This window comes from Gluconobacter roseus NBRC 3990, from assembly GCF_006538885.1.
GTDB lineage: Bacteria > Pseudomonadota > Alphaproteobacteria > Acetobacterales > Acetobacteraceae > Gluconobacter > Gluconobacter roseus.
In genome coordinates this window covers 503,119-524,909 of the sequence record NZ_BJLY01000003.1, presented here as the reverse complement: position 1 = coordinate 524,909, position 21,791 = coordinate 503,119, and the positions used below count along the sequence as shown (strand labels likewise).

Below are 21,791 nucleotides of genomic sequence, written 5' to 3'. Positions count from 1 at the left end.
ACCGATGTCATCCGCAGCATCTGACACTGCACCCTGTTTTTCTCCGCCGGAACAGGCATCCTTGTCACGGGGCGCGCCCGATGGAGATGCAGCGCGGATGATGACGGAGCGGAAAAACTGGCGTGGTCTGCTGACCGACTGTGCAGGTCTGGCCTTCGCGGCTCTCTGGGCCGCACGCGGCGCACAGGCGGCCATGCTTCCCACCGCCCTGACCGTTGCAATCCTCGCGATCCCGACGGTCCTTCTCGTCCTGGGCTTCATCCGGCGCGACCTTGTGCTTCGACACCCCGAAATCTCCCTTGATCCGAAACTGACGCGCCGCATCAAGATCCTGCGTTTCGTGGGGATTTTCATCGCCGCATCATGGACACATGCCCATCACCGGGTGGACCTGTTCTATCCGCTTCTCGGAGCCATTATCGGCCTGTCCTACATTCCGCTGGGCCGCGCCCTGAGAGAACCGGTTCATATCGTCATGGGCGGCGCCATCGTTCTGATTTCCGGCCTTTCCATGCTCCTGCCCGAACCGCACCATCTCGAAGTCGCGGGTTTCGGCACGGCCATTGCCATCTGGGCCGGAAGCGCCATACGCCTGTGGTGTTCGGGAGTATTCTTGACCCCGGACATGTCCTCAACCACCCTCACCTGATGGCCGCAGATTCCCTCTCCCGCCATCTGGCGGACCGCAAGACGCCGTGGCCCCATTTCAACCAGTATCTGGTGGCCTATCTGAGCTACCTGCTGTTCTACCCGGTCCCATGGCTGCTGGGCTATCACCGCCCCACGCTTGCCGGCGCCCTGTTCTCCACGGCCGCCATGCTGGTTTTCCTGCTGGTCTATTTCGCGCCCTACCGGAAAGACCGGTATTACGGCTACGGCGAAATCATCCTGACCGACCTGATCGGCTATGCCTGCGCCTGGACGCATGGCGACTGGGAGGTCTACTGCATTTTCGCCGCCGGAATGTGCGCCCGCCTGCCCGGAAAGCGGCAGTCCATCACAATGGTCATCCTGCTGCAGGTCGTCCTGATCATCTCCGGGCATTTCCGCCATAAAACCACGCTGGAAGTCATCCCCAGCGCCTTTTTCAGCATCATCACCTATATGGGCACACTGGTGCAGTGGCAGCTCGGCATCCGCAATTTCGAGCTCCGCGAGGCCCAGAACGAGATCCGCACCCTCGCCACAACCGCCGAGCGCGAACGCATCGCCCGCGACCTGCATGATCTTCTCGGTCATTCCCTGACAGTGATTTCTGTAAAAGCCGAACTGGCCGACCGGCTGTTTTCCAGCGATACCGCCCGGGCGAGACAGGAACTCACCGAGATCAGCCAGATTGCCCGGACCTCCCTGCGCGAAGTCCGGGATGCCGTATCCGGTATGAACGGCGCGTCCCTGCAACGCGAACTGGACCGTGCCCGCAAGGCCCTGAACACGGCGGGCATCACGCTCGTTCTGAATGGTCCCGGACCCTCCGCCGATCAGCCGCAGAACAGCGTGCTCGCCCTGGCCCTGCGCGAAGCCGTCACGAATGTCATCCGCCATTCTGATGCCCGGACCTGCACCCTGACCTTCCAGCAGAACGCGGAAGGCCATATCCACACCTTCATCCTCGAAGATGACGGCCCGCTTCAGGCCCCACAGCCGACCCACAGCATCGTCGAAGGCAACGGCCTGCGCGGCATGCGCGCACGGCTGGCGGCCTCGGGCGGTACACTGACCGTCTCTCCCTACCCTCATGGCTTCAAGCTGACTGCAACGACACTCCCATGATCCGCCTCATCCTCGCCGAAGACCAGACCATGCTCCTCGATGCCTTCGAGGCCCTCCTGCAACTCGAAGACGACATCCGGATCGTCGGCCGGGCGACCGATGGGCGGCAAGCTCTGGACCTGATCCGCGAGCATCGTCCCGATGTTGTCCTGACCGATATCGAAATGCCCCATGTCACCGGCATCGAGCTTGCGGAAAAGATCCTTCAGGAAGGCCTGCCCAGTCGCGTCATGATCGTGACGACCTTTGGCCGTTCCGGCTATCTGCGCCGCGCGCTTCAGGCTGGCGTGCGCGGCTACATGCTCAAGGACGCGCCCATCACACAACTCGCCGCCGCCATCCGCAAAGTCGCGGCAGGCGGCCGGGCCATCGCACCCGACCTGGCCGAAGCCGTGTGGGACGCCCTGCCCGACCCGCTCTCCGAACGCGAACGCGCCATGCTGCGCCTTGCCGAAGCCGGGCGCACCAACCGCGAAATTGCCGAGGAACTCTCCCTGTCCTCGGGCACAGTCCGCAACTATTTCTCGGAAATCGTGCAGAAACTGGACGCCCGAAACCGCATAGAAGCTGGCCGCATCGCCCGCGCGAACGGATGGCTGTAGCGCCTGAAAACAGATCGACTGGTATACTCTGATGTCCGGCGGGCGTTAAACTCCCGGCAGACATCATCAGGAGTGCCCCATGTCCCAGACGCCCTCGCCCCATGAGATGATCCGCGTCAGAGGGGCGCGGGAACACAATCTGGAAAACGTGGATGTGGACCTGCCACGCGACAAGCTCATCGTCGTCACGGGCGTATCAGGGTCCGGCAAATCCTCGCTGGCGTTTGGCACGATCTATGCCGAGGCCCAGCGGCGCTATCTGGAGTCCGTCTCCCCCTATGCCAGGCGCCTGTTCGACCAGATGCCGGTTCCGGTCGTGGGGTCCATCGACGGACTGCCGCCAGCCGTCGCCCTCCAGCAGCAGCGCGGCGGAAGCAGCAGCCGCTCCAGCGTCGGCAGCCTAACGACGCTCTCGAACCTGCTGCGGATGCTCTATTCCCGCGCCGGCACCTATCCCCCCGGCCTGTCACGGCTGGAAGCAGAATCCTTTTCCCCCAACACGCCCATGGGCGCCTGCCCGAAATGTCACGGGCTGGGGCGTATCTACGACGTCACGGAAAAGACGCTCGTCCCCGATGACAGCCTAAGCATCCGTGACCGCGCCGTCGCGGCCTGGCCCACGGCATGGCAGGGACAGAATTTCCGCGACATTCTCATCACTCGTGGCATGGATGTGGACTGCCCCTGGCGCGACCTGCCGAAAAAGACGCGGGACTGGATCCTCTTCACCGAGGAGACCCCGACCGAACCCGTCTATCCGGGACGCACCCACGCTCAGGTCGTGGACGCCATCAAGCGCGGTATCCCGGCTGATTACAACGGCACATTCAGCGGCGCACGGCGCTACGTCCTGCACACCTTCACGCAGTCGCAAAGCGAGAAGATGCGCAAACGTGCGGCATCCTTCATGGTATCCGCACCCTGCCCCGTGTGTCATGGCCAGCGCCTGAACCCCGATGCCCTGCGTGTGACCTTCGACGGGCTGAACATCGCCGACTTTTCAAGCCGCACACTGGAAGACATCGCCGCCTCACTCCGCACATCCGCCACGGCGCTTGCCGACGGAAAGGACGCCACGGCCGTAGCCGCGCGAGGCATGGTGGAAGCCATGATCGAGCGGATCGACGTGTTGCTGGATCTGGGTCTGGGCTATCTCCAGCTTGACCGAAGCGTGCAGACCCTCTCGCCCGGCGAGTACCAGCGACTGCGGCTCGGCACGCAGATCCGCTCGAACCTGTTCGGCGTGGTCTATGTGCTGGATGAACCCAGTTCCGGCCTGCATCCCGCCGATACGCAGGCCCTTCTGCGGGCACTGGACGGACTGCGCGATGCGGGCAATTCGCTGATCGTGGTCGAGCATAATCCGGACGTGATCCGCCGTGCGGAATGGCTGGTGGATGTCGGCCCGGATGCTGGCGAACGGGGCGGTCGCATTCTCTATAGCGGTCTGCCAGAGGGACTGCGGAACGTAAAAGAGTCCCGCACACGCCCTTATCTGTTCGGCCCGGTTCAGCCCCGCACAACACCAGTCCGCAAACCAACCGGCACGCTGGAACTGACGGACATCTGCTGGAACAATCTGGACCATCTGGCCCTGACGCTCCCACTCGGCGTACTGGTCTCGGTGACAGGCGTGTCAGGCTCCGGAAAGTCCAGTCTCGTCGGGCAGGCCCTCGTCTCCATCATGGCCCGCACTCTTGGCCAGAAAGTGGACATCGATCCCGACGACGACAGCACGGATGATGCCCCGCCCCCCGAACATCGCGAACCCAGGGGAAACGTTTCAGGCGGAACCGGCCCGATCAAACGCATGGTCATGATCGACCAGAAGCCGATCGGACGGACTCCGCGCTCCAACCCCGCCACCTATACCGGCCTGTTCGACACGATCCGCCGCCTGTTTGCCGAAACGCCGGACGCCAAGAAACGCCGTTTTGATGCCGGATGGTTCTCCTTCAATGTCGCCAAGGGAAGATGTCCGCGCTGTGAAGGCGTAGGGACGGTCGATGTGGAACTCCTGTTCCTGCCGACGGTCCAGACACCCTGCCCCGTCTGCCACGGTAGCCGCTACAAACCCGAAGTGCTGGAAGTCCTGTGGAACGGGCACAGCATCGCGGACGTACTCGACCTGAGCATTGATGATGCCTGTGACGTCTTTGCGGATGTGCCTGTTCTGGCACGCGGCTTCGACACCCTGCGTCGCGGAGGGCTTGGGTATCTCCGGCTCGGACAGCCCGCCACCGAACTGTCAGGCGGTGAAGCGCAACGCATAAAGCTCGCAACCGAGCTTCAGAAACAGCGCAACGGACACATCCTCTATGTCTTGGATGAACCCACGACCGGCCTGCATCCCGCCGATGTAGACCGGCTGATGCTTCAGCTTCAAGCCCTGGTCGATCAGGGCAATACGGTCGTTCTGGCCGAGCACGATATGCGCGTGACAGCGGCCAGTGACTGGATCATCGATCTCGGCCCCGGTGCGGGACGCAAAGGGGGCCGGATCGTGGCATCAGGAACGCCGGAGACCGTCGCAGCTTCGGAACACAGTGTCACCGCCCCGTTCCTCCGCCGCTACGTTCACCCCGGACCTCAGGACGCCGGATGAAACAGCACACTCAGCGAGCGCACACCCTGCGCACCATGCACGAGCACGCCCTCAATATCCGCCGTCGCTGACGGACCGCTCTGGAACACGGCATAATGCGCCTGCGTCCATTCCGGGCGCTGGTAGGCATTATGCAGGTTGTAGACGATCTGCGCCGGGTCCAGCAGGATGATCAGATGCTGCGGCAGAAAGCCCGTTGTGTTCACGAGAAGCTGCTTTTCCGTGAAGCACAGCGATCCCGTCTCCGCCACGCCAAATGCTGCGCGCAGAACGGCATATTCAACCAGCGCAATATCCGTTGGCTTCGTCTGCGGGGTGACTTTCATGTCCCCCTCGAATTCCGGTACGCAGGACAGGACAGGCCCCGCCTTGACGATGGCCTGCCGCACCGGAGCCATCGGATCTGCAGCATCGGGCGTCAGCAGTTTGCCGCCCATGCGTTCCAGAGATTTCTGGAAGAGCTCTTTCAGATCCGCAGGCGCGGCCTGATCGAAAAGCGGCACGTTCGGACGCGCACGATCACCCTGGATATGATTTTTCCGGATTGCCTCCAGAATGGCTTCGCGTGATCCGCTCATGATTTTCCCCCTTCGGCCTGCTGTTTCCGGTTTTTGCGATACCATTCATTGAACGTCTGCTTGGGCGTCTCCGGAATGTCGCGCTTGCGGCCCCAGGTATTGAGCTTGTTGTACAGCATGAAATGTGGAAGATGCCGCAGCGCACTGCGTCCCAGTGGCAGGCTCGCCCGGTAGACCACCGGCGACGCCAGAACCTCACCAGCCGCCTTCATCATGACCTTCTTGACTGGCGAGATTTCCCCCTCGCCCGCCAGCGTCTTGCGCCAGTCGGCAATCTGCTCGTGAATGTTGATCTTCACCGGGCAGACATTGGTGCAGCTGCCGTTCAGCGTCGAGGAATATGGCAGATTGCGGTATTTGTGGACGTTGAAAGTCGGATCAATAATCAGCCCGATCGGACCGGCATAGGTCGCGCCATAGCTCAGACCGCCACTGCGGCGGAAAACCGGACAGGTATTCATGCATGCGCCACAGCGGATGCATTTCAACCCCCGCCAGAACTTCTCCATTCCAAGTCGCTCGGAGCGGCCATTGTCCACGAGGACGACATGCATTTCGCCGCCCTCACGCGGGCCGCGGAAATGCGACGTGTACTGCGTGATCGGAGAGCCCAGCGCACTGCGCGACAGCAGCCGGACAAATACGGCCAGATCATCAAGCCCGGGGATCAGCTTTTCGATCCCGATGGACGCGATATGCAGCGACGGCGTGTTGGCTGACAGATCCGCATTGCCCTCATTGGTGCAGACAACAAACGTGCCCGTTTCCGCGACCACGAAATTGCCACCCGTCATGCCAGCCTGCGCCGACAGGATCAGCGGACGCGTGGCCTCACGCTGACATTCCGTCAGATAATGCGCATCCGCATTGTCGGGGTCGGAGCCGATCGTCTTTGCAAAAACACCGGCCACATCGGTCCGCAGCTTGTGCACGGCGGGCACGACCACATGGCTGGGCGCTTCGTCGTCAAGCTGCTGGATCCGTTCCCCCAGATCCGTCTCGATGACTTCAACATTGTTCTCGGCCATGAAGTGACGGAAACCACATTCTTCCGTCAGCATGGATTTGCTCTTGATCAGCCGTTCCACGCCCTTCTTGCGCAGAATATCAAGAACAATGGCATTATGCTCGGCGCCATCCTTCGCCCAGTGGACCTTGATCCCGTTGGCCGTGGCATTCTTTTCAAACAACTCAAGATAATAATCGAGCTTGGAGAGCGTGTGTTCCTTGATGCCCGAAGCCAGGTCCCTCAGCTCTTCCCATTCCTCGATGCCGTGCATTTCCTTGTCACGCTTCTGACGCAGATCCCACAGACGCGCATCATGCATGGCTTCATGCTCGGTCGCGGCAATAAAGCGGTTTGCCGCTTCGGACTGGTCGATCGGCCGGTTGCCATGAACCTTGGCACCACGGGGCTGGGGTTCCGAAATCCGCGACTTCAGAGGCCGGGAGGATGCCGCACCGTGATCCAGCTGATCGGCATTCGGATCGGTCAGTTCTTCATGCAGTTCGGCAGTCATGCGCGTGCTCCATTCAGGATCTGGGCGATGTGGATATATTTGAGATTGGCACCCATCCGCCGTGCACAGCCTTCCTGATGCATCATGCAGGAACTGTCGGAGGACGTGACATATTCCGCCCCGGATTTCAGCTGGTCCGTGACCTTGTCCTGACCCATCTTGGCCGAGACGCCTTCTTCAAACACCGAGAACGTGCCGCCAAAGCCGCAGCATTCGTCAGGCCGCGTCAGATCGGCGAACTCAATGCCCTTGACCATTTTCAGGAGCGCTTTCGGCTTGGAAAACGGTTCCTCACGGCGCTCGGTCATGCTTGCGATCCGCAGATTCCGCAGCGTGTTGCAGTTGTTGTGAAGTGCAACACGATGCGGAAACTCGGCCCAAGGGAAAGCATCGACCTTCAGGACATCATGCAGGAACTCGACCAGTTCATAGGTCCGGCTGCGGACATGTTTGACAGCATCGCTCTCCTCAATGGCCGTCATATTGTGGCGGACCTGATTCGTGCAGCTTCCGGACGGCGTGACGATGTAATCGTATTTTTCGAAATTGCGGACAAACAACTCTTCCGTCTTGGCCGCTTCACGCTCGCAACCCGTATTGGTCATGGGCTGTCCACAACATGTCTGGTCAACGGGATATTCAACGGACAGCCCGAAGCGCTCCAGCAGTTCCAGAGTCGCAATTCCTGTCTCAGGGTGAAACATGTCCACATAACATGGAACGAACAGACCGACCTTCATGGGGAATACCTTTGTCTTCAATCATCTCTTGCGCTGACAGTTTCATAAAATTAACGCAGAAACAAAAGACAAGTTTATGGGAGAATCAAAGTCACAATAAGAAGAGTATTTTAGTCCTGATAATAACACCAAAAAATAATAGTGAATTATAGGACTAGGTCTTGTATTTTTTAAAAAATTACCTTTGATGTTTTTATTTTTAATTTGTTTATTGATTTTATACATATGATATTCCGATTTAAATCTTCGTGCCCGCTCTTTTATTAAAGGGAGAAGTCAAAAATCTTCCCTGAATATTTCCAGAATCAAAAAAAGATTTTCTCTTCGTTAACGAAAAATTATAAGGGCACTGACAGTATCAAAACATGTCTTTTGATCTCTGAGAGATGTCGATCTGTGCTTAGTGTGAACAATTCCGCTGTTCTTTCCGGACTTCAGGTTCTTTCGCAGACCACCACAGCCCTGAATAAGGCGGAGACAGCGGTTTCGACTGGAAAGACCGTAGCGACTGCTTCAGACAATCCTGCAATCTACTCGATCGCCAATAGCATGCAGGCCCAGTCCTGCGCGCTTACTGGCATCTCACAGGGACTGAATATTCTTGGTCAGGTCGTTCAGACCGCCAGCACCCAAGGCTCGCTCATCAACAATGTTCTGACATCCATTGCAGCAAATATCAGAGAAGGACAGAATACCGGTCTCGACAGTAACACCATCAATACGCAGATTTCCACAGCGTTAAGCCAAATCGACACGATGGCCTCATCTGCCACATTCAATGGTGTCAATCTTCTTGCAGGCGCCGTTGTGAACGGCGTGACGTCCAATACTGCTTCAACTGCGCTGGATGCCTATGGTGACTCTCTCAAGATTGCAGGGAACAATGCCACCTCGGCAGGCCTCGGCCTGTCAGGTCTGAATGTCGATCAAACCGGAGTCACGCTTGCATTTGACCCGGAAACACTTGTTGTTTCAGGTTCTGCCACCACCACCCTGACACTGAATAACATTGCACAGGCTTCCGGTAATGGAACCGCCCAGGATCCGGCGGTCCGGTACCAGTTCGTCGCTGAAGAAAGCAATACCGGCACCAACAATTCGGGCAGTTCCACGCTGGCCACGATTAATACCGCAATTGGCACCGGTTCGGACCTGAAATGGGACCCGAAAACAGGAGATCTTACCTCCGGCAAAAGCAGCGTCATCACATCGCAGTATACCGACCCAAACGGGGTGAAACTTTATACGCTGAACTCGGGCAAGGCCATTCAGGTCTCTCAGGGGAGTAATGGCGAACCTGTCTATACTGTAAGTTCGACATTCGATGCGCTCGGAAATCCTACCGCCCAGACAGTCATCACACCTGTTTCAATTGATACATCCGGCACTGGGAAGATGGACGATCAGGCCATTTCTGATACCTTCATAAAGGCTATTTCCGGGCAGGGATTTCATGTCGATCGCAGCAGCACAGATGGTGCACTGACCATCAGCGGCGGGAATATCTACGCTCCAAATTCGTCCTCCAGCCCAAATGTTTCGGCCCTGACGAATGCCATCAATACCACGCCTCTTTCGGGGTCGATCGTTCCAGTGGCAACCGATACCAAGACCGTTTCGGTGCCCCAGAGAGACGAGAACGGGTATCTGGTTTACGACAGCGACGGAAACATCGGACACGCCAGCGCTACAGAATCTTTTATTTCCACCTACGGGCAGCAGGTTAATCTGACGACGGCCCAAGCCAGTCTTGCCGATCCCGTTGCAACCCAGATGGACTTCAATACGAACGGTGCATCATTCGGGTTGGACGGCTATCAACTTGTTCTGAACCAGACCACTACCGATGGAATGCTTTCAAGTTCAAAAACGATAGGCCGCAGTATTCAGGCCCTGACCGACAGCACTCCTGAAATCAGTATTGATCCCACGACCGGGCACGTAACACCCTCAAAGATTATTTCACAAAGCAGTGCAGGAACCGTTTTCCAGGTCTCGACGACTGCTTCTGGCAATCCCATGTATGTCAGCCTCGGAATAGACGGGACAACCGGGAATCTGACCTATTCGGTTTCGGCATCTTCCGAGTTTCCTCAAGGGGAAACGAACACTATCGTGGCCGTGAATGTCACACCCGATATGACTTCATCAACGACCTATCAGAACAGCCTTCTTACACCGATTGTCACCGCCCTGAAGTCAGCAGGCATCACGACGAACGGAAGCGGCATCGATGCAGGTACACTCTCCATTGTCGCAAGCGGATCAAAAATCGCCGGGTCTGTTCCGTCCGGTGCAGTCACAGCAGATGACGGCACCCCTGTCTGGGCAACACCGGGCACACCTTATACTTACAGCAACATCAAAGATCCGCATAACATTGATCTGTATACCTACTTTCCGGTCTATAATTCCCAGTCACCGAATTCCTCTCTGCTTGCAGCAGACAGCAGGAATTTTTCCGGAAATACGCTCTCCGGTGAGCAGACCAGCGGCTATGATGTCGCCATCGGCGCTGTCACTGCTGCCATCTCGAAAATGGCGTCTATCAATGCGTCTCTTGGAAACAGTTCAACCCTGATTACGCAGCTGACAAAAAATACCGCTGCCTAACAGGATGCGATTACGACTGGAATATCTGCACTGACAGATGCCGATCTGGCCAAAGAGAGTGTTCTTCTTTCGGCACAAACGAAGCAACAACTTGCCGTGCAGTCTCTCTCAATCATGGATAGTCAGTCTTCGATGATTCTCAAACTGTTCCAGAGCTAAGGGATTTTTGAGAGGCGGCCTTCTCCAGAGGCGGCCTTCTCCATCAGCTTTACAACATGCCTGAGAATATGAGGCTCATCATATGCCTCAAGCGCCATCTGCCGTCCGGCATGTCCCATCCTTTCCCTCAACGCTGTATCCCGCGTGAGAATAAGCAGAGCCTGGGCAAGAGGCGCGGACAGACCTGGCGGGACGAGAAAACCCGTTTTCCCTTCTAATACCTGCTCTCTCGGGCCGCGGACATCCGTCGCCACAACCGGCAGTCCAGTCAGCATCGCCTCGATGACTGACATCGGCAGCCCTTCGAAATGACTGGGGAGCGCAAACACATCCGCTGCCTTCAGAAGGTCAGACACGTCTTCACGATAGCCGAGCAGTCGCAGTCGTGGCCCCAGACGCTCCCGCGCACGTTCGAATGCCGCCGTCAGATCCGCGCCATGATCCGAAGGCAGACGTTCCCCGACAACCCAGAGTTCGGCTTCGGGCACATCTTCCATTGCACGCAGCAGTTCGGGATGCCCCTTGTGCCGCACCAGACGCGACACCACGATCACCACCGGCCGGTCTTCCGGCACCCCAAGCTCCCTGCGCAACCGTGCGCGCGTCTCTGCATCGGGATGATAGCGCTGAGGATCACGACCATTGCCAATAGCTATGGGGTTGCGGTTCAGGTGCAGCCGACGTGCATCCCGCGCCTCTTCGCGCGAGACCGTCATATACAGATCCGTGATCCGTCCCGCCGCCCATTCCAGAACTAGGGAGAGCAGTCGGCGGCGCCATGAGCCTGGCTGGTTAAACAGAAAGCCGTGGCAGGTATAGGCCACGATCCGCACACCGCAGAGCCGCGCGGCAAAACGCGCCAGAATGCCGCTGATCGGCATATGACCATGCACCAGATCCGGCTTTTCCTGCCGGATCAGCCTGATCAGAGCCATGAATGCCCGGTACTGTGCCACTGGCGACAGCGACCGCGCCATCGGGACACCATGTACCGTAAAGCCCTCGGCCCGCACTGGCTCCAGATGTGCCCCTTCCGCGCAGGCTCCCTGAACGTCGTGACCAGCCTCACGCAATTCCCGCATCAACGGCAACAGAAACTGTCTGAGCGCAAAATCCACGTTGGTGATTTCAAGGATTTTCACGGCAATACCCTCGATACGGAATTGCCTATTCCGGAATGTGTTCGAGAAGCCATGTTATGCTCTGATGAGTCCGTTTCCCCGACTTTGGAACTACTGGTTTATCCTGCTCCACCTCATCCTCCGCATCCGAAGGAGCAACATCCGGGGTCACCGGTGGCGTAATAATGATCTGACGGCAGACTTCACGCTTGCCTCGTCCCAGATAAACGTCGTTTTCCAGCCGCACGACACCATCACGCTGCCTGAAGCGCCAGATTGTCCCACCAGCCTGAAGGATGATGTCCTCGTCATCCTGCGTCACTTTCACATCCGGATGAATGTGAAAACGGATGGCGAAATCAATGTTGCGTTCGCCGTCTATCAGCTCCTGCCCACGCAGATCCTCGCCATCCGAGCCGAAATACAAACGCCGGGTCCATTTTGCTCCCAGCGGCGCGTGGTAGCCATCGTGTGACAGATCCAGCCAGTGCGCGGAACCGTCCGTCTGATGATCGCAGGACACAGTGACCGGCCGGCGCGTCATGCCGCCATCCGGTCCGAAGTCCGCGGACGACAGACCATCCGCCACAAGCACCGTATGGGCAGCGCTGCACCGCATCGCGTCGCGCCAGGCGCCAACAACCGCACTTCCGCAATTGACGAACAGCCGGTGACGCTGATGCGAGAACTCGAAAGACAGCGTTCCGGCATGGGCCATGCTGTCGAACCCGGCAGGTGCCGGCGGGCCGCTGTCCACGATCAGCAGCGATTTACCAAGCGCCAGCCGGGTGAATTTTCCCTGCGGCATGGAGGGCGCAATCAGCTTCTGCCGCGACCCCTGCGCCAGAACATCTTCCACAGCCGCACTGTGCCGTTCATTCGCACCATTGAAGACGGCCAGCCCGCCGTCACCATGACGCATGGCCCGCAGGACAGGACAGACCTTGTCCAAGGCCCGGTCAATCAGGGGCGGCACACTGGCATGGGCCGTGCGGAACATGACGGATATTTCCGCCAGTTCGCGCGCTGCGAGAAACTGCGCTTCCGGGCTGCGCTCGATGACCGTGCCATCTGCCAGAATAAGCTGTTCCAGCTCGGCAGGCAGATACCGAAGGAAGCGGGACATGAAGCCCGTATGCTCTGGCATCGCCATCGCTGCGGCCAGCAGGCCCCGGAATGCCATCAGCCCGCGCGCGCCCTGTGGCGGCAGCGGCAGGAGCGCTGCGATGGTTCGCCCCTCCACCAGCATCCGCTCCATCAGACGCTGCTGAAGACGCGGATCGGCAGAGGCCAGGCAGAACTCGTGGTTCGACAGCCATGATGCCAGACGGGACCCGGTGACGCAGGCATCCCGAACCAGCGGATCGGTTGGTGGATGCGCCAGCCAGTCACTGACAAGCGCCCGCGCGGTCAGACGGGCCTTGTCACTTCCAAGCGCCCGCAGATCCCGCAGCCAGTTGAATCCATGCAACCATTCCCGCACCGGCTCCGGCCAGGGGCCACGTTCCCAGTTGCCCTTTGGAAGCGTATAATCCTGTCGGTCGAAGCGAAAATGTCCTGCGATAAGACGGGCACCCTGTTCCGGATCTCCCTTCCAGGGATCACGGAACGTATGCACGGGCCCTTCCGAGGCAGGTCCCCCGAACGGCAGACGGGCAAGGGAAAGACGGAGACCACGAAGCCAGCGACTGCCTGTCATCAGGTCGTGTGATCCACGAACGGTCCTTCGAGTGCCCTGATCGCGGCATCACGGTCTTCTTTTCCGAAAACCGCCGAGCCCGCAACCAGCATGGTCGCTCCGGCGTCCACAACCCGCGGAGCCGTGCGCGGATCAATCCCGCCATCCACAGCCAGAACAATGTCACGACCGCTCTCACGGATCATCTCGGCAAGCGTCCGGATTTTGGACAACTGGCTGTCGAGGAAGCTCTGTCCGCCAAAACCCGGATTCACGGTCATGACCAGGATGATGTCCACCAAATCCATGACTTCCGACAGCGCCACCGCCGGCGTCGCCGGGCAGATCGCCACACCGGGACGGCATCCCAGCGCACGGATGGTCTGGAGCGAACGGTGCAGATGGGGTGCGTTCTCGACATGGACCGTGATGTGATCGGCACCCGCTTTGGCCGTCGCTTCCAGATACGGATCCACCGGATCGATCATCAGATGGACGTCGAACTTCGCATCCGTATACTTGCGCAGGGCCGCAATGACCGGAGGACCGAACGAAATGTTCGGCACGAAATGCCCGTCCATCACATCAAGATGAAGCCAGGGCGCACGCGCAATGGAGGCGATCTCTTCCCCAAGGCGGGAAAAGTCAGCAGCCAGAAGGCTGGGAGCGACGATGATCGAAGGACGGTCAGTCATACTCTCATGTATCGGCAAACCCATCGCGCGACGCAAGCCACATCCGCATCCGTGCGCATCTTCGTGAGGATCATGTCATGCGCCCCTCCTTCCGGAACCCCCGAGCGCCTGAAACGTCCTGATGCCCACATCTGCCGACCTGCCCGGAGCGCCTCATGACCGATCGCCTTTCACCCACCTTGCTCAGCCGCGACAGCTGGATCCGCCGCCCTTCCCATCGGGCCTGGCTGGAAATGCAGGGCCGTCGCCTTCTGGATTTCAGCAAGGGCGGGTGCATAGACGGCGGTTTTACCGGACTGGATCTGGAAGGTACGCTGCTTGAAAACGCAAAACCCGAAGCCACGCTGACCGCCCGCTGCGTCCATGCCTATGCCGTGGCCGAGCTTCAGGGACTGCCTGGAAGCGCACCGCTTGTCACACATGGCATTCACGCCCTGCGCACGAATTTCCGCGATGAGGCTCATGGAGGCTGGCAGCATTTTGCCGATAAGGACAACGACCGCAAACAGGCCTATCTGCACGCTTTCGTAGCCCTAGCAGCCTCATCCGCTGTCCTGATCGGAGCGGAAGGCGCGGGCGATCTGCTTAAAGATGCGATCGAGCAGATCGAAACCCATTTCTGGAGCGAAGACGAAGGCGTCATGCGCGAAAGTTTTGCTCCGGACTGGTCGGACGAGGAAGACTACCGCGGCGCCAACAGCAACATGCATTCCACCGAGGCCTTCATGGCACTAGCAGACGTCACCGGCGACGTGAAATGGCTGCATCGTGCCCGGCGCATCGTCACGCGCTTTGTGCATGAACTGGCGGCAGCAGAAGGGTTTGCCATGCCGGAGCATTTCAACCGCAACTGGACGCTCCTGCGTGATTTTAACAGCGACAAACCCAATGATGACCTGCGCCCTTACGGCATGACGCCGGGACATTTCGTGGAATGGTCACATCTGACCCTGAAGCTCGAAGCCGCTCTCCTGCGCCATGGACTCGAGACGCCGGAATGGATGCTGCATGACGCCCAGGCCCTATTCGAAACCGGGATAAACACCGGCTGGAACGCCGATGGTCGGCCAGGCATGCTCTACACCATCAACTGGGAACATGGCCCGCATAACCGCAGCCGCATTCACTGGGCACAGGCCGAAGCCCTGACCGCTGCCATCAATCTCTACAAACGGACCGGCAATCCCCATTACGAGCACTGGTACCGTATGATCTGGGACTATATCGACACAACCCTGATCGACCGCGATTTCGGAAGCTGGTTCAATGAAGTCAGCCCGGAAGGCGAACCCACCGAGACGATCTACAAGGGTAAAGGCGACCTGTATCACGCCTATCAGGCCACAATCGCCCCGATGATGCCGCTTGCGCCGTCTCTCGCGACTGCTATCGAACAGATCGGCGTCCCTTACTGATCGCTAACCCGGCGGCGCTTTCGTCAGGACATAGACCGGAAGCGCCATAGAATCCCGGAACAGATACCAGAGCTCCACAGGCCGGAACCGGGATGGTGCCGCGCCCGAAACCGGTGCCACACCCGCATGGCGCAACGCCCATTCCGCACGCAGCACATGAAACCACTGCGTAACCACAATGGCACCGTCAGGCCGCATTTGGGCAACATGCAGCGCTGTCAGCCAAGTATTATTTCCGTGCGAGTCCACGATGATGGCAAAGGCCGGGACACCGCGCGTCCTCAGCCAGTCCGCCATGATCCGGGCTTCGTCCTGATGGTTGCCGCTTTCGATCGCACCGCTGACCATGACAATCCGGACAAGACCGACACGCCATAGTCGCAGGCCCTCTTCCAACCGTTCCTGCAACGCCGGACGCGGTTTCCCCTCGGCGGTTACTGCCGTACCGAAAATCACGGCCATTTCAGAGCGTACCGGCATGGCCGAGAAACCCCGAACCGCCACAAACCCCATCCAGGCCAGCAGCAGACCACCCAGCACCAGTCCCGCGGTCAATCCTCTCATGACAGCCCGCCGCCAGAACTTCCTGAACATCAGGAGGCATTCTCTTGCCCGGCACGCAACCGGTGCAGGTAAAGCAACGCCACTCCCGCCGCCAGAATGCCGGACAGTGATCCAACGCCCAGAGCCCAGCGTGGCCCAAAACAGTTCGCGATCATTCCCACCAGAGGAGCCCCAAGCGGCGAAGATCCGGCAAAAACGGCAAACCGGATCGACACCACGCGCCCGCGCATGCCCGGATCTGTCGCCAGCTGCATGTAGCTGTTGCTCACCGCCGTGAAAGTCAGGGACGCCATGCCCGCCATAACCAGTGCGACTGCAAAGGCCCAGTAGCCCGGCGACAAAGCCCCCAGAAGACAGGCAAGACTGAACACCACCGCCCCTTGCGGCAGGGCAGAAAATTTCATGGTTCTGCGGCTGGCGGCGAACAGCGCACCAGCAATTGTCCCGACCGCCATGGCGGAATTGAGAACGCCATAACCATGTGCCCCGACGTGAAAAACGCTGACCGCCATGGTCGAAATGTAGATCGGGAAATTGAGCCCGAATGCTCCGAGCAGAAACAGCATGAACAGGATGGTTCTCAGGTCATCGCGTTTCCAGACGTAGCGCACGCCCGTCAGCAGATCCTGTTTTTCCTGATGTGCGTTTTCCGGTTTTGCGGGTGCCAAGCGATGCAGATCTTGTATCCGCAAAGACAGGAGTGACATCAGCACGCCATAAAATGAAAGCCCGTTCAGGATGAACGACCATCCCGACCCCAGCTCCGCAATACAGAACCCCGCCACGGCTGGCCCGATCATGCGCCCGGCATTGTATGAGACAGAATTGAGTGCAACGGCGTTGGCCAGATCTTCCTCACCGACGAGTTCGCCTGCAAAGATCTGCCGCACAGGACTGTCAAACGCTGCGACGCATCCGCTCAGAAACGCAAACAGGTCCACTTCCCATAGCCGGACCATGCCCGTCACCACCAGAACCCCAAGCGCAATGGCCAGGGTTCCGAGAGCTGCCTGCGTCAGCAGCAGGAAGCGATGCTTTTCAACCCTGTCGGCAATTTTCCCGGTCCAGAGAATCAACAGAAGCGGCGGCGCCAGCTGAAGCGCCATGACAATGCCTACAGCCGTCGCATCATGCCGGGTCAGTTCTGTCAGAACCAGCCAGTCCTGCGTCGTCATCTGCATCCAGGTCCCGATATTCGAGACCAGAGCACCCGTCGCCCAGATGCGGTAGTTACGCCTCCCCAGAGACCGGAAGGCCTGCCCCATCATGGGCGATACCTGTCATTCAGGACATGAACACGGAAGAAACCGGCTGACATGCCGTCAGTTTCGGGAATATCCTGACAGATGTCGAGGCATGTCTCGAAAATGTTCCCCTACAGCCTCGGCGGAAAAGAGCATGGTTTTCAGAATTCGCTCGGGGCCAGCGTCCGCGACGCGGAAAACACATGGTTGGCGGAAGACTGTGCAGGACCAAACCGGAATCTGGACAGTTCGGCAAACAGATCCTTCGCTTCGTTGCTCAGATTCCGGCAGGCCACATTCACCTCTTCCGCCATCGCGGCGTTCCGCTGGGTCATCTGGTCCATTTCGTTGATGGCCTTGTTGATCGTCTCAAGGCTCTCCGCCTCCCCGGTTGTAGAATGGGAGATGTCCTCGAGCAGGGACGTGATGCCATCCACATGCTGACTGATCATTTTCATTGACCGGTCTGCCTCACCGACAAGCTGAACACCTTCTTCCACCTGCCGCCCTGAAGACGTGATGATGTTCCGGATATCCTGCGCGGATTTGGCCGAGCGCTGCGCAAGTGCCCGGATTTCCTTGGCCACTACGTCAAAACCCTGACCGGCCTCTCCCGCACGTGCAGCTTCGATCCCTGCATTCAGCGACAGGAGATTTGTCTGAAACGCAATTTCCTCGATCAGACCCAAAATACTCTCAACCTGCCGCGAGGACGAACGGATTTCACCCATGGCCGTATTGGCCGAATGCATGATCCCGGAAATCACAACTGTCTGTCCGCGGGTCTCCAAAGCCGTTTCCCGAGCCTGCACGGCAGAGCGGGCGGTTTTCCCGACCGTCTTTGTAATGCTGTTAATGGACGCGGCGGACTCCGCAAGGTTAATGGCCTGACGCTCCGTCCGCTCGCTCAGTTCCGCAGAAGCAGATGCGATTTCCGAGGTCCCGTTTGCGATAACGGATGTGGCGTCGGAAATCTTGGCAATTGCCGTCCGGTAAATCTGGATGAGCGTGTTGAAATCCTGACGAAACTCTTCAAACCTGTCCTGAAAGTGCTCCTGGAACGTGAAGGTCAGATCCCCTTTCTTCACGATTTCCATCCCGGCGCAGATCGTCCCGATCGTCTCACCCTGCAGTCTCCGGATGCTCTCGCTTTTTCCCGAAAGCTCTTTCTGGATACGCGCGGCTTCGCGAGCTTCTGCGGCAGACAGTTCCTGCAGCTTCAGCTGGTTCTGGCTGTTTTCCCGAAACGATTGCAGCGAACGTGCAAGGCGCCCCGCACAATCCTGATGGTGCAGGCATGGAATGGTAATGTTCAGGGCACCTCCTGCTACCTTTTCCGTTGCAGCGGTGATCTGCTCGAACGGAACAGCAATGACCCGGACCGCAAATTTTGCGATCAGAAGCGTCAGCCCGACCTGAAACACCAGACCGGCGCACTGTGACAGGAACTGTTCATGCCGGTAGTGAACAAACACATATTCACAAAGCTGCTCAACCACGAACTGGATCACGGCGATCATCACCAGGATGGCGAAGAGTGCCTTGATTTTCTGGCGAACGTAGGCGGTTTTTTCAATCCAGTTCAGCATGAGAGCCTTTTTGACCTCTGGTCTCACGCTCTGTTCAGAGAGTGGCGTGAGTGCCTGCAAAACTATACATGTCGTTATTAATAAAAAATGAACATTCCTCTCGAAATTGTTTGCAACACATTCGTAGCCATGTTGCGCCGCATTGTCTGGGAATGCTCCATCATGTTGACAATTTCTCTTACACGGAGGATCTCTGGCGCTTCACCGTGGGGAGCCCTGGCATGGGGCTGAGATTCTGCTGGCATGACCGTCAAAAGTCATGTGGCGCAGTGACCCATCGAACCTGATCCAGTTCATACTGGCGGAGGGATGGTGGTCGCTGTCTGCCTAGCGAAAATTCGTACACAATGCAGCCAGCAGCTTGAACCTTTCCTGTCAGAGCTGAGATCTCATTGCTTGCAGGCGAGGAGTCTCTCATCATGGCATACAGACACGACCGGGCCACACCGCCTGTCAGACCCTATGGCCCTACCCACCGGGAGGCACCCACGCCTCCTGTCTGCCGTTCGCGGTACCGCAGCCTTCTGCCCGTCCTGATCGGCACAACGGTGTGCTTTTCGGTTGCGCGTGCCGCCGACACACCGGCCACAAACAAGCCAGCCATCCAGCAGACCGCCTCGCAGGCGCATGCTACACAGTCTCCCAAGGCCGAGCACATCATCGTCCATCGGGTCTCGGACAGCGCACCCGGCAACCAGCCGGGGGGCGGACTGATCCATCTGCAGGACGGCGTAAAATCCGTCAGTACGGTCAGTCAGGATTTCATTTCCAAACAGGCGCCGATGGCAACGGCCTTCCAGCTTGCCTCCATGCTCCCTGGCGCCAATGTCGCCTCATCCGATCCGATGGGCTTTTCTCCGAATACGAACATCACCGTTCGCGGTCTCGACAACAGCGCCATCGGCTATGTCCTCGAAGGCATGCCGCTGAATGACGTGGCCTATTATTCCGGCACGCCCAGCCAGTTCGCGGACAGCGAGAACTATCAGGAAATCGCCCTGGCGCAGGGATCGGCCGATCTCGACAGTCCTGTCCTGAATGCGGTCGGCGGCCTGATGAACCTGACATTCCGCGACCCCGCCAAAAAGGCCGGTGGCGATGCCAGCGTCTCTTACGGCTCCTACAACACCAACCGCGAATTCATCCGCCTCGATACCGGTGACATCGCCCATACCGGCATCCGTGGCTTCGTATCCTATTCCCATGGCGCAACCGACAACTGGCGCGGACCCGGACGCGACGAGAAACAACACGTCGATTTCAAGTTCCTCAAGGAATGGGGACAGGGCAACCGCGCCAGTCTCCTCGGCTCTTTCAACACGACCATCACAAGCTGGTATCCCGAACCGACCATGGACACATGGAAGTCGGACGGGATCAAAGGGCAGAACAACCTTCTGGCCCGCTATGACAGCAGCAATCCTGATAACGGCGCAAATTACTGGCGTCTGTGGCGTGACGGAGAGCGCACGCTTTATGGCGGAGCACCCGTCCATTTGACGCTGACAGACCGCCTGTCCCTGGACGTCACGCCTTATGCCCAGTTCGCCTATGGCAACTGGCCGGGTGGAAGCACGATGTCCACCTCCGGTCTTTATCAGGGCACGCAGGCCCTGTCCGACACACTGAACCTGCCCGGCGCGCAGGACGGCGTCGGCGTGGTCCGCGCGGATTATACCCAGCGCAGCTACCGTTCCGGCTTTACCAGCGCCCTGCATTACAAGACAGGCTGGAACGATTTCGTACTGGGGTACTGGTACGATTACGGCGACGACAACGAGCAGCAGCCGTTCACAGCCGTCCAGACCAACGGATATGCGCCGGACATCTGGGCGGAAAACGGCAAAGATGTGATCCGTCTGTCAAACGGCGAGCGGCTTCTGGGCGGCAGTTTCCATACCATTTCCCAGACCAATGCCCTGTTCGTCGGCGATCACATGTCCCTGCTGCACGACCATCTGGCCATCGATCTCGGCTTCAAGGCCGTCATGATGAGCCGTGACGGCACAAACAGCCTGCCGGGCCCGCAGTACCATGTCGCGTCCAACAGCATGGAGCCCCTGCCCCGTCTGGGCGTGCGCTGGCGGATTGACGGCGAGAACCAGCTTTTCTTCAACGCCACGACCAATTTCCGCGCCCCCGACCAGACCGCGCTTTACAACACCTATGACCCCTCATCGGGCGAGATGTACGGAACCGGCTCCACGGATGTCCGCAATGAATATTCCATTTCCGAAGAGCTGGGATATCGCCGGACGGGACGCTGGATCATCGGCAGCCTGACGCTGTTCAACTATAACTTTACCAACCGCCAGATCTCCACGCAGGCCGTGCAGAACGGCTCCATCGTCAGCACGACCATGAATGCCGGCGGCCAGACGTCACGCGGCGTGGACGTGGAAATCGGCCTGCGCCCCTGGCACCATTTCAGCCCATATGTGTCGGGTGAATACCTGCACGCCACCATCGACAACGACCTGATGTCTGGCGGGGATCTCCTGCGCACGCGGGGCAGGATCGCTGTCCGCAGCCCCACCCTTCAGGCCGCGGCCGGGCTGAGCTACGATGACGGACACATCTTCGGCGTCGCCACCGTGCATTACACCGGCCACCAGTACGCCACCTTCATGAATGACGAGCGCGTCTCGGATCATACGACGGGTGATCTCGCCATCGGCTACCGCTTTTCGGACCACGTCCATCTGCATCAGCCGACCCTGCGGATGAACTTCATCAACATCACGAACGAGCACTATCTTTCCGGCGTGGCCAGCCCCACCCTGAACGCGAAGGACACGACCGGCGTCTATGGCACCACCATCGCCGGCAGTGCCCCGAGCTATTATATCGGTGGCGGCTTCGCGGCCCTGTTCACCGCCTCCACGGGATTCTGAG

The 21,791-nt window shown here is 58.9% G+C and carries 17 protein-coding genes, 1 pseudogene and 1 riboswitch; of the genes and pseudogenes, 9 read left to right on the top strand and 9 right to left on the bottom strand.

The genetic code is table 11. From position 1 onward, the window contains the following. Positions 1 to 97: 97 nt before the first annotated feature. The 4 genes from GRO01_RS09840 (at position 98) to GRO01_RS09825 (ending at position 4,980) form a co-directional block, all read left to right on the top strand. Complete coding sequence (locus tag GRO01_RS09840) at positions 98 to 649, top strand: hypothetical protein (protein ID WP_083541436.1); 552 nt, start codon at positions 98 to 100, stop codon at positions 647 to 649. Next, complete coding sequence (locus GRO01_RS09835; protein ID WP_141306975.1) at positions 649 to 1,773, top strand: sensor histidine kinase; 1,125 nt, start codon at positions 649 to 651, stop codon at positions 1,771 to 1,773. The genes GRO01_RS09840 and GRO01_RS09835 overlap by 1 nt, the downstream gene beginning before the upstream one ends. Beyond that, entirely contained in the window at positions 1,770 to 2,375 is a 606-nt protein-coding gene (locus GRO01_RS09830; RefSeq protein WP_062511328.1) for a response regulator transcription factor, read from the top strand. Before GRO01_RS09835 ends, GRO01_RS09830 begins: the two co-directional genes overlap by 4 nt. 79 nt (positions 2,376 to 2,454) lie before the next feature. Then, the gene (locus GRO01_RS09825) at positions 2,455 to 4,980 is read left to right on the top strand and encodes an excinuclease ABC subunit UvrA (RefSeq protein WP_062511326.1); all 2,526 of its coding nucleotides are present in this window, start codon (positions 2,455 to 2,457) and stop codon (positions 4,978 to 4,980) included. On the opposite strand, the gene GRO01_RS09820 is transcribed toward GRO01_RS09825, so the two are convergent. From GRO01_RS09820 to GRO01_RS09810, 3 genes are read right to left on the bottom strand one after another with little or no spacing between them, the layout of a single operon-like run. Further along, a complete protein-coding gene (locus tag GRO01_RS09820; RefSeq protein WP_062511325.1) occupies positions 4,965 to 5,558 on the bottom strand; it encodes a LutC/YkgG family protein in 594 nt (197 codons plus the stop codon). The genes GRO01_RS09825 and GRO01_RS09820 overlap by 16 nt on opposite strands. Further along, positions 5,555 to 7,078, bottom strand: a complete 1,524-nt coding sequence (locus GRO01_RS09815; protein ID WP_062511323.1) for a lactate utilization protein B — start codon at positions 7,076 to 7,078, stop codon at positions 5,555 to 5,557. Before GRO01_RS09815 ends, GRO01_RS09820 begins: the two co-directional genes overlap by 4 nt. Further along, positions 7,075 to 7,818 (bottom strand): (Fe-S)-binding protein, encoded by a 744-nt coding sequence (locus tag GRO01_RS09810; protein WP_062511322.1) that lies wholly within the window; start codon positions 7,816 to 7,818, stop codon positions 7,075 to 7,077. The genes GRO01_RS09815 and GRO01_RS09810 overlap by 4 nt, the downstream gene beginning before the upstream one ends. Before the next feature lie 396 nt (positions 7,819 to 8,214). Between GRO01_RS09810 and GRO01_RS13835 the strand changes: the two are divergent. The 3 genes and pseudogenes from GRO01_RS13835 to GRO01_RS13830 all read left to right on the top strand — a co-directional run. Further along, a pseudogene (locus GRO01_RS13835) lies at positions 8,215 to 8,610 on the top strand (flagellin N-terminal helical domain-containing protein); the annotation flags it as partial. Positions 8,611 to 8,625: 15 nt separating this feature from the next. Next, the gene (locus GRO01_RS09805; RefSeq protein WP_244926379.1) at positions 8,626 to 10,431 is read left to right on the top strand and encodes a hypothetical protein; all 1,806 of its coding nucleotides are present in this window, start codon (positions 8,626 to 8,628) and stop codon (positions 10,429 to 10,431) included. 9 nt (positions 10,432 to 10,440) lie between these two features. Then, positions 10,441 to 10,590: a hypothetical protein gene (locus GRO01_RS13830; protein ID WP_371857407.1), complete on the top strand. Its 150-nt coding sequence runs from the start codon at positions 10,441 to 10,443 to the stop codon at positions 10,588 to 10,590. Here GRO01_RS13830 and GRO01_RS09800 read toward each other — a convergent pair. Genes GRO01_RS09800 through rpe form a run of 3 tightly spaced genes read right to left on the bottom strand, consistent with a single transcriptional unit; the run spans position 10,587 to position 14,084 of the window. After that, a complete protein-coding gene (locus GRO01_RS09800) occupies positions 10,587 to 11,732 on the bottom strand; it encodes a glycosyltransferase family 4 protein (RefSeq protein ID WP_062511319.1) in 1,146 nt (381 codons plus the stop codon). The genes GRO01_RS13830 and GRO01_RS09800 overlap by 4 nt on opposite strands. Before the next feature lie 25 nt (positions 11,733 to 11,757). Then, the gene (locus GRO01_RS09795; protein WP_062511312.1) at positions 11,758 to 13,410 is read right to left on the bottom strand and encodes a heparinase II/III family protein; all 1,653 of its coding nucleotides are present in this window, start codon (positions 13,408 to 13,410) and stop codon (positions 11,758 to 11,760) included. Beyond that, complete coding sequence (gene rpe, locus GRO01_RS09790; protein WP_062511310.1) at positions 13,410 to 14,084, bottom strand: ribulose-phosphate 3-epimerase; 675 nt, start codon at positions 14,082 to 14,084, stop codon at positions 13,410 to 13,412. Before rpe ends, GRO01_RS09795 begins: the two co-directional genes overlap by 1 nt. A 155-nt stretch (positions 14,085 to 14,239) precedes the next feature. On the opposite strand from rpe, the gene GRO01_RS09785 reads away from it, so the two are divergent. Beyond that, positions 14,240 to 15,499 carry an AGE family epimerase/isomerase gene (locus tag GRO01_RS09785; protein WP_062511308.1) on the top strand — a complete coding sequence of 420 codons (1,260 nt, stop codon included), beginning with the start codon at positions 14,240 to 14,242 and terminating at the stop codon, positions 15,497 to 15,499. Positions 15,500 to 15,502: 3 nt separating this feature from the next. Here GRO01_RS09785 and GRO01_RS09780 read toward each other — a convergent pair whose 3' ends face one another. The 3 genes from GRO01_RS09780 to GRO01_RS09770 all read right to left on the bottom strand — a co-directional run bounded on the left by GRO01_RS09780 (position 15,503) and on the right by GRO01_RS09770 (position 18,923). Continuing rightward, on the bottom strand, positions 15,503 to 16,063 hold the full coding sequence (locus GRO01_RS09780) for a YdcF family protein (RefSeq protein WP_062511530.1): 561 nt from the start codon (positions 16,061 to 16,063) through the stop codon (positions 15,503 to 15,505). A 29-nt stretch (positions 16,064 to 16,092) separates the two neighbouring features. Continuing rightward, positions 16,093 to 17,331 (bottom strand): MFS transporter, encoded by a 1,239-nt coding sequence (locus GRO01_RS09775; protein ID WP_062511307.1) that lies wholly within the window; start codon positions 17,329 to 17,331, stop codon positions 16,093 to 16,095. Between the two features lie 137 nt (positions 17,332 to 17,468). Beyond that, positions 17,469 to 18,923 (bottom strand): methyl-accepting chemotaxis protein, encoded by a 1,455-nt coding sequence (locus GRO01_RS09770; protein ID WP_231490454.1) that lies wholly within the window; start codon positions 18,921 to 18,923, stop codon positions 17,469 to 17,471. Between the two features lie 170 nt (positions 18,924 to 19,093). Then, a riboswitch (TPP riboswitch) is annotated at positions 19,094 to 19,223 on the top strand. Positions 19,224 to 19,315: 92 nt separating this feature from the next. Between GRO01_RS09770 and GRO01_RS09765 the strand changes: the two genes are divergently transcribed. Further along, positions 19,316 to 21,790, top strand: coding sequence for a TonB-dependent receptor (locus GRO01_RS09765; protein ID WP_231490452.1), 2,475 nt, complete (start codon positions 19,316 to 19,318; stop codon positions 21,788 to 21,790). The last annotated feature ends 1 nt before the right edge of the window (position 21,791 follow it).

Excerpts from the sequence above, each read along its gene's own strand:
- rpe (WP_062511310.1), bottom strand. The coding sequence starts at position 14,084 with ATGACTGACCGTCCTTCGATCATCGTCGCTCCCAGCCTTCTGGCTGCT.
- GRO01_RS09775 (WP_062511307.1), bottom strand. The coding sequence starts at position 17,331 with ATGATGGGGCAGGCCTTCCGGTCTCTGGGGAGGCGTAACTACCGCATC.
- GRO01_RS09835 (WP_141306975.1), top strand. The coding sequence starts at position 649 with ATGGCCGCAGATTCCCTCTCCCGCCATCTGGCGGACCGCAAGACGCCG.
- GRO01_RS09830 (WP_062511328.1), top strand. The coding sequence starts at position 1,770 with ATGATCCGCCTCATCCTCGCCGAAGACCAGACCATGCTCCTCGATGCC.
- GRO01_RS09820 (WP_062511325.1), bottom strand. The coding sequence starts at position 5,558 with ATGAGCGGATCACGCGAAGCCATTCTGGAGGCAATCCGGAAAAATCAT.
- GRO01_RS09840 (WP_083541436.1), top strand. The coding sequence starts at position 98 with ATGATGACGGAGCGGAAAAACTGGCGTGGTCTGCTGACCGACTGTGCA.
- GRO01_RS09825 (WP_062511326.1), top strand. The coding sequence starts at position 2,455 with ATGTCCCAGACGCCCTCGCCCCATGAGATGATCCGCGTCAGAGGGGCG.
- GRO01_RS09780 (WP_062511530.1), bottom strand. The coding sequence starts at position 16,063 with ATGAGAGGATTGACCGCGGGACTGGTGCTGGGTGGTCTGCTGCTGGCC.
- GRO01_RS09795 (WP_062511312.1), bottom strand. The coding sequence starts at position 13,410 with ATGACAGGCAGTCGCTGGCTTCGTGGTCTCCGTCTTTCCCTTGCCCGT.
- GRO01_RS09810 (WP_062511322.1), bottom strand. The coding sequence starts at position 7,818 with ATGAAGGTCGGTCTGTTCGTTCCATGTTATGTGGACATGTTTCACCCT.
- GRO01_RS09815 (WP_062511323.1), bottom strand. The coding sequence starts at position 7,078 with ATGACTGCCGAACTGCATGAAGAACTGACCGATCCGAATGCCGATCAG.
- GRO01_RS09785 (WP_062511308.1), top strand. The coding sequence starts at position 14,240 with ATGACCGATCGCCTTTCACCCACCTTGCTCAGCCGCGACAGCTGGATC.
- GRO01_RS09765 (WP_231490452.1), top strand. The coding sequence starts at position 19,316 with ATGGCATACAGACACGACCGGGCCACACCGCCTGTCAGACCCTATGGC.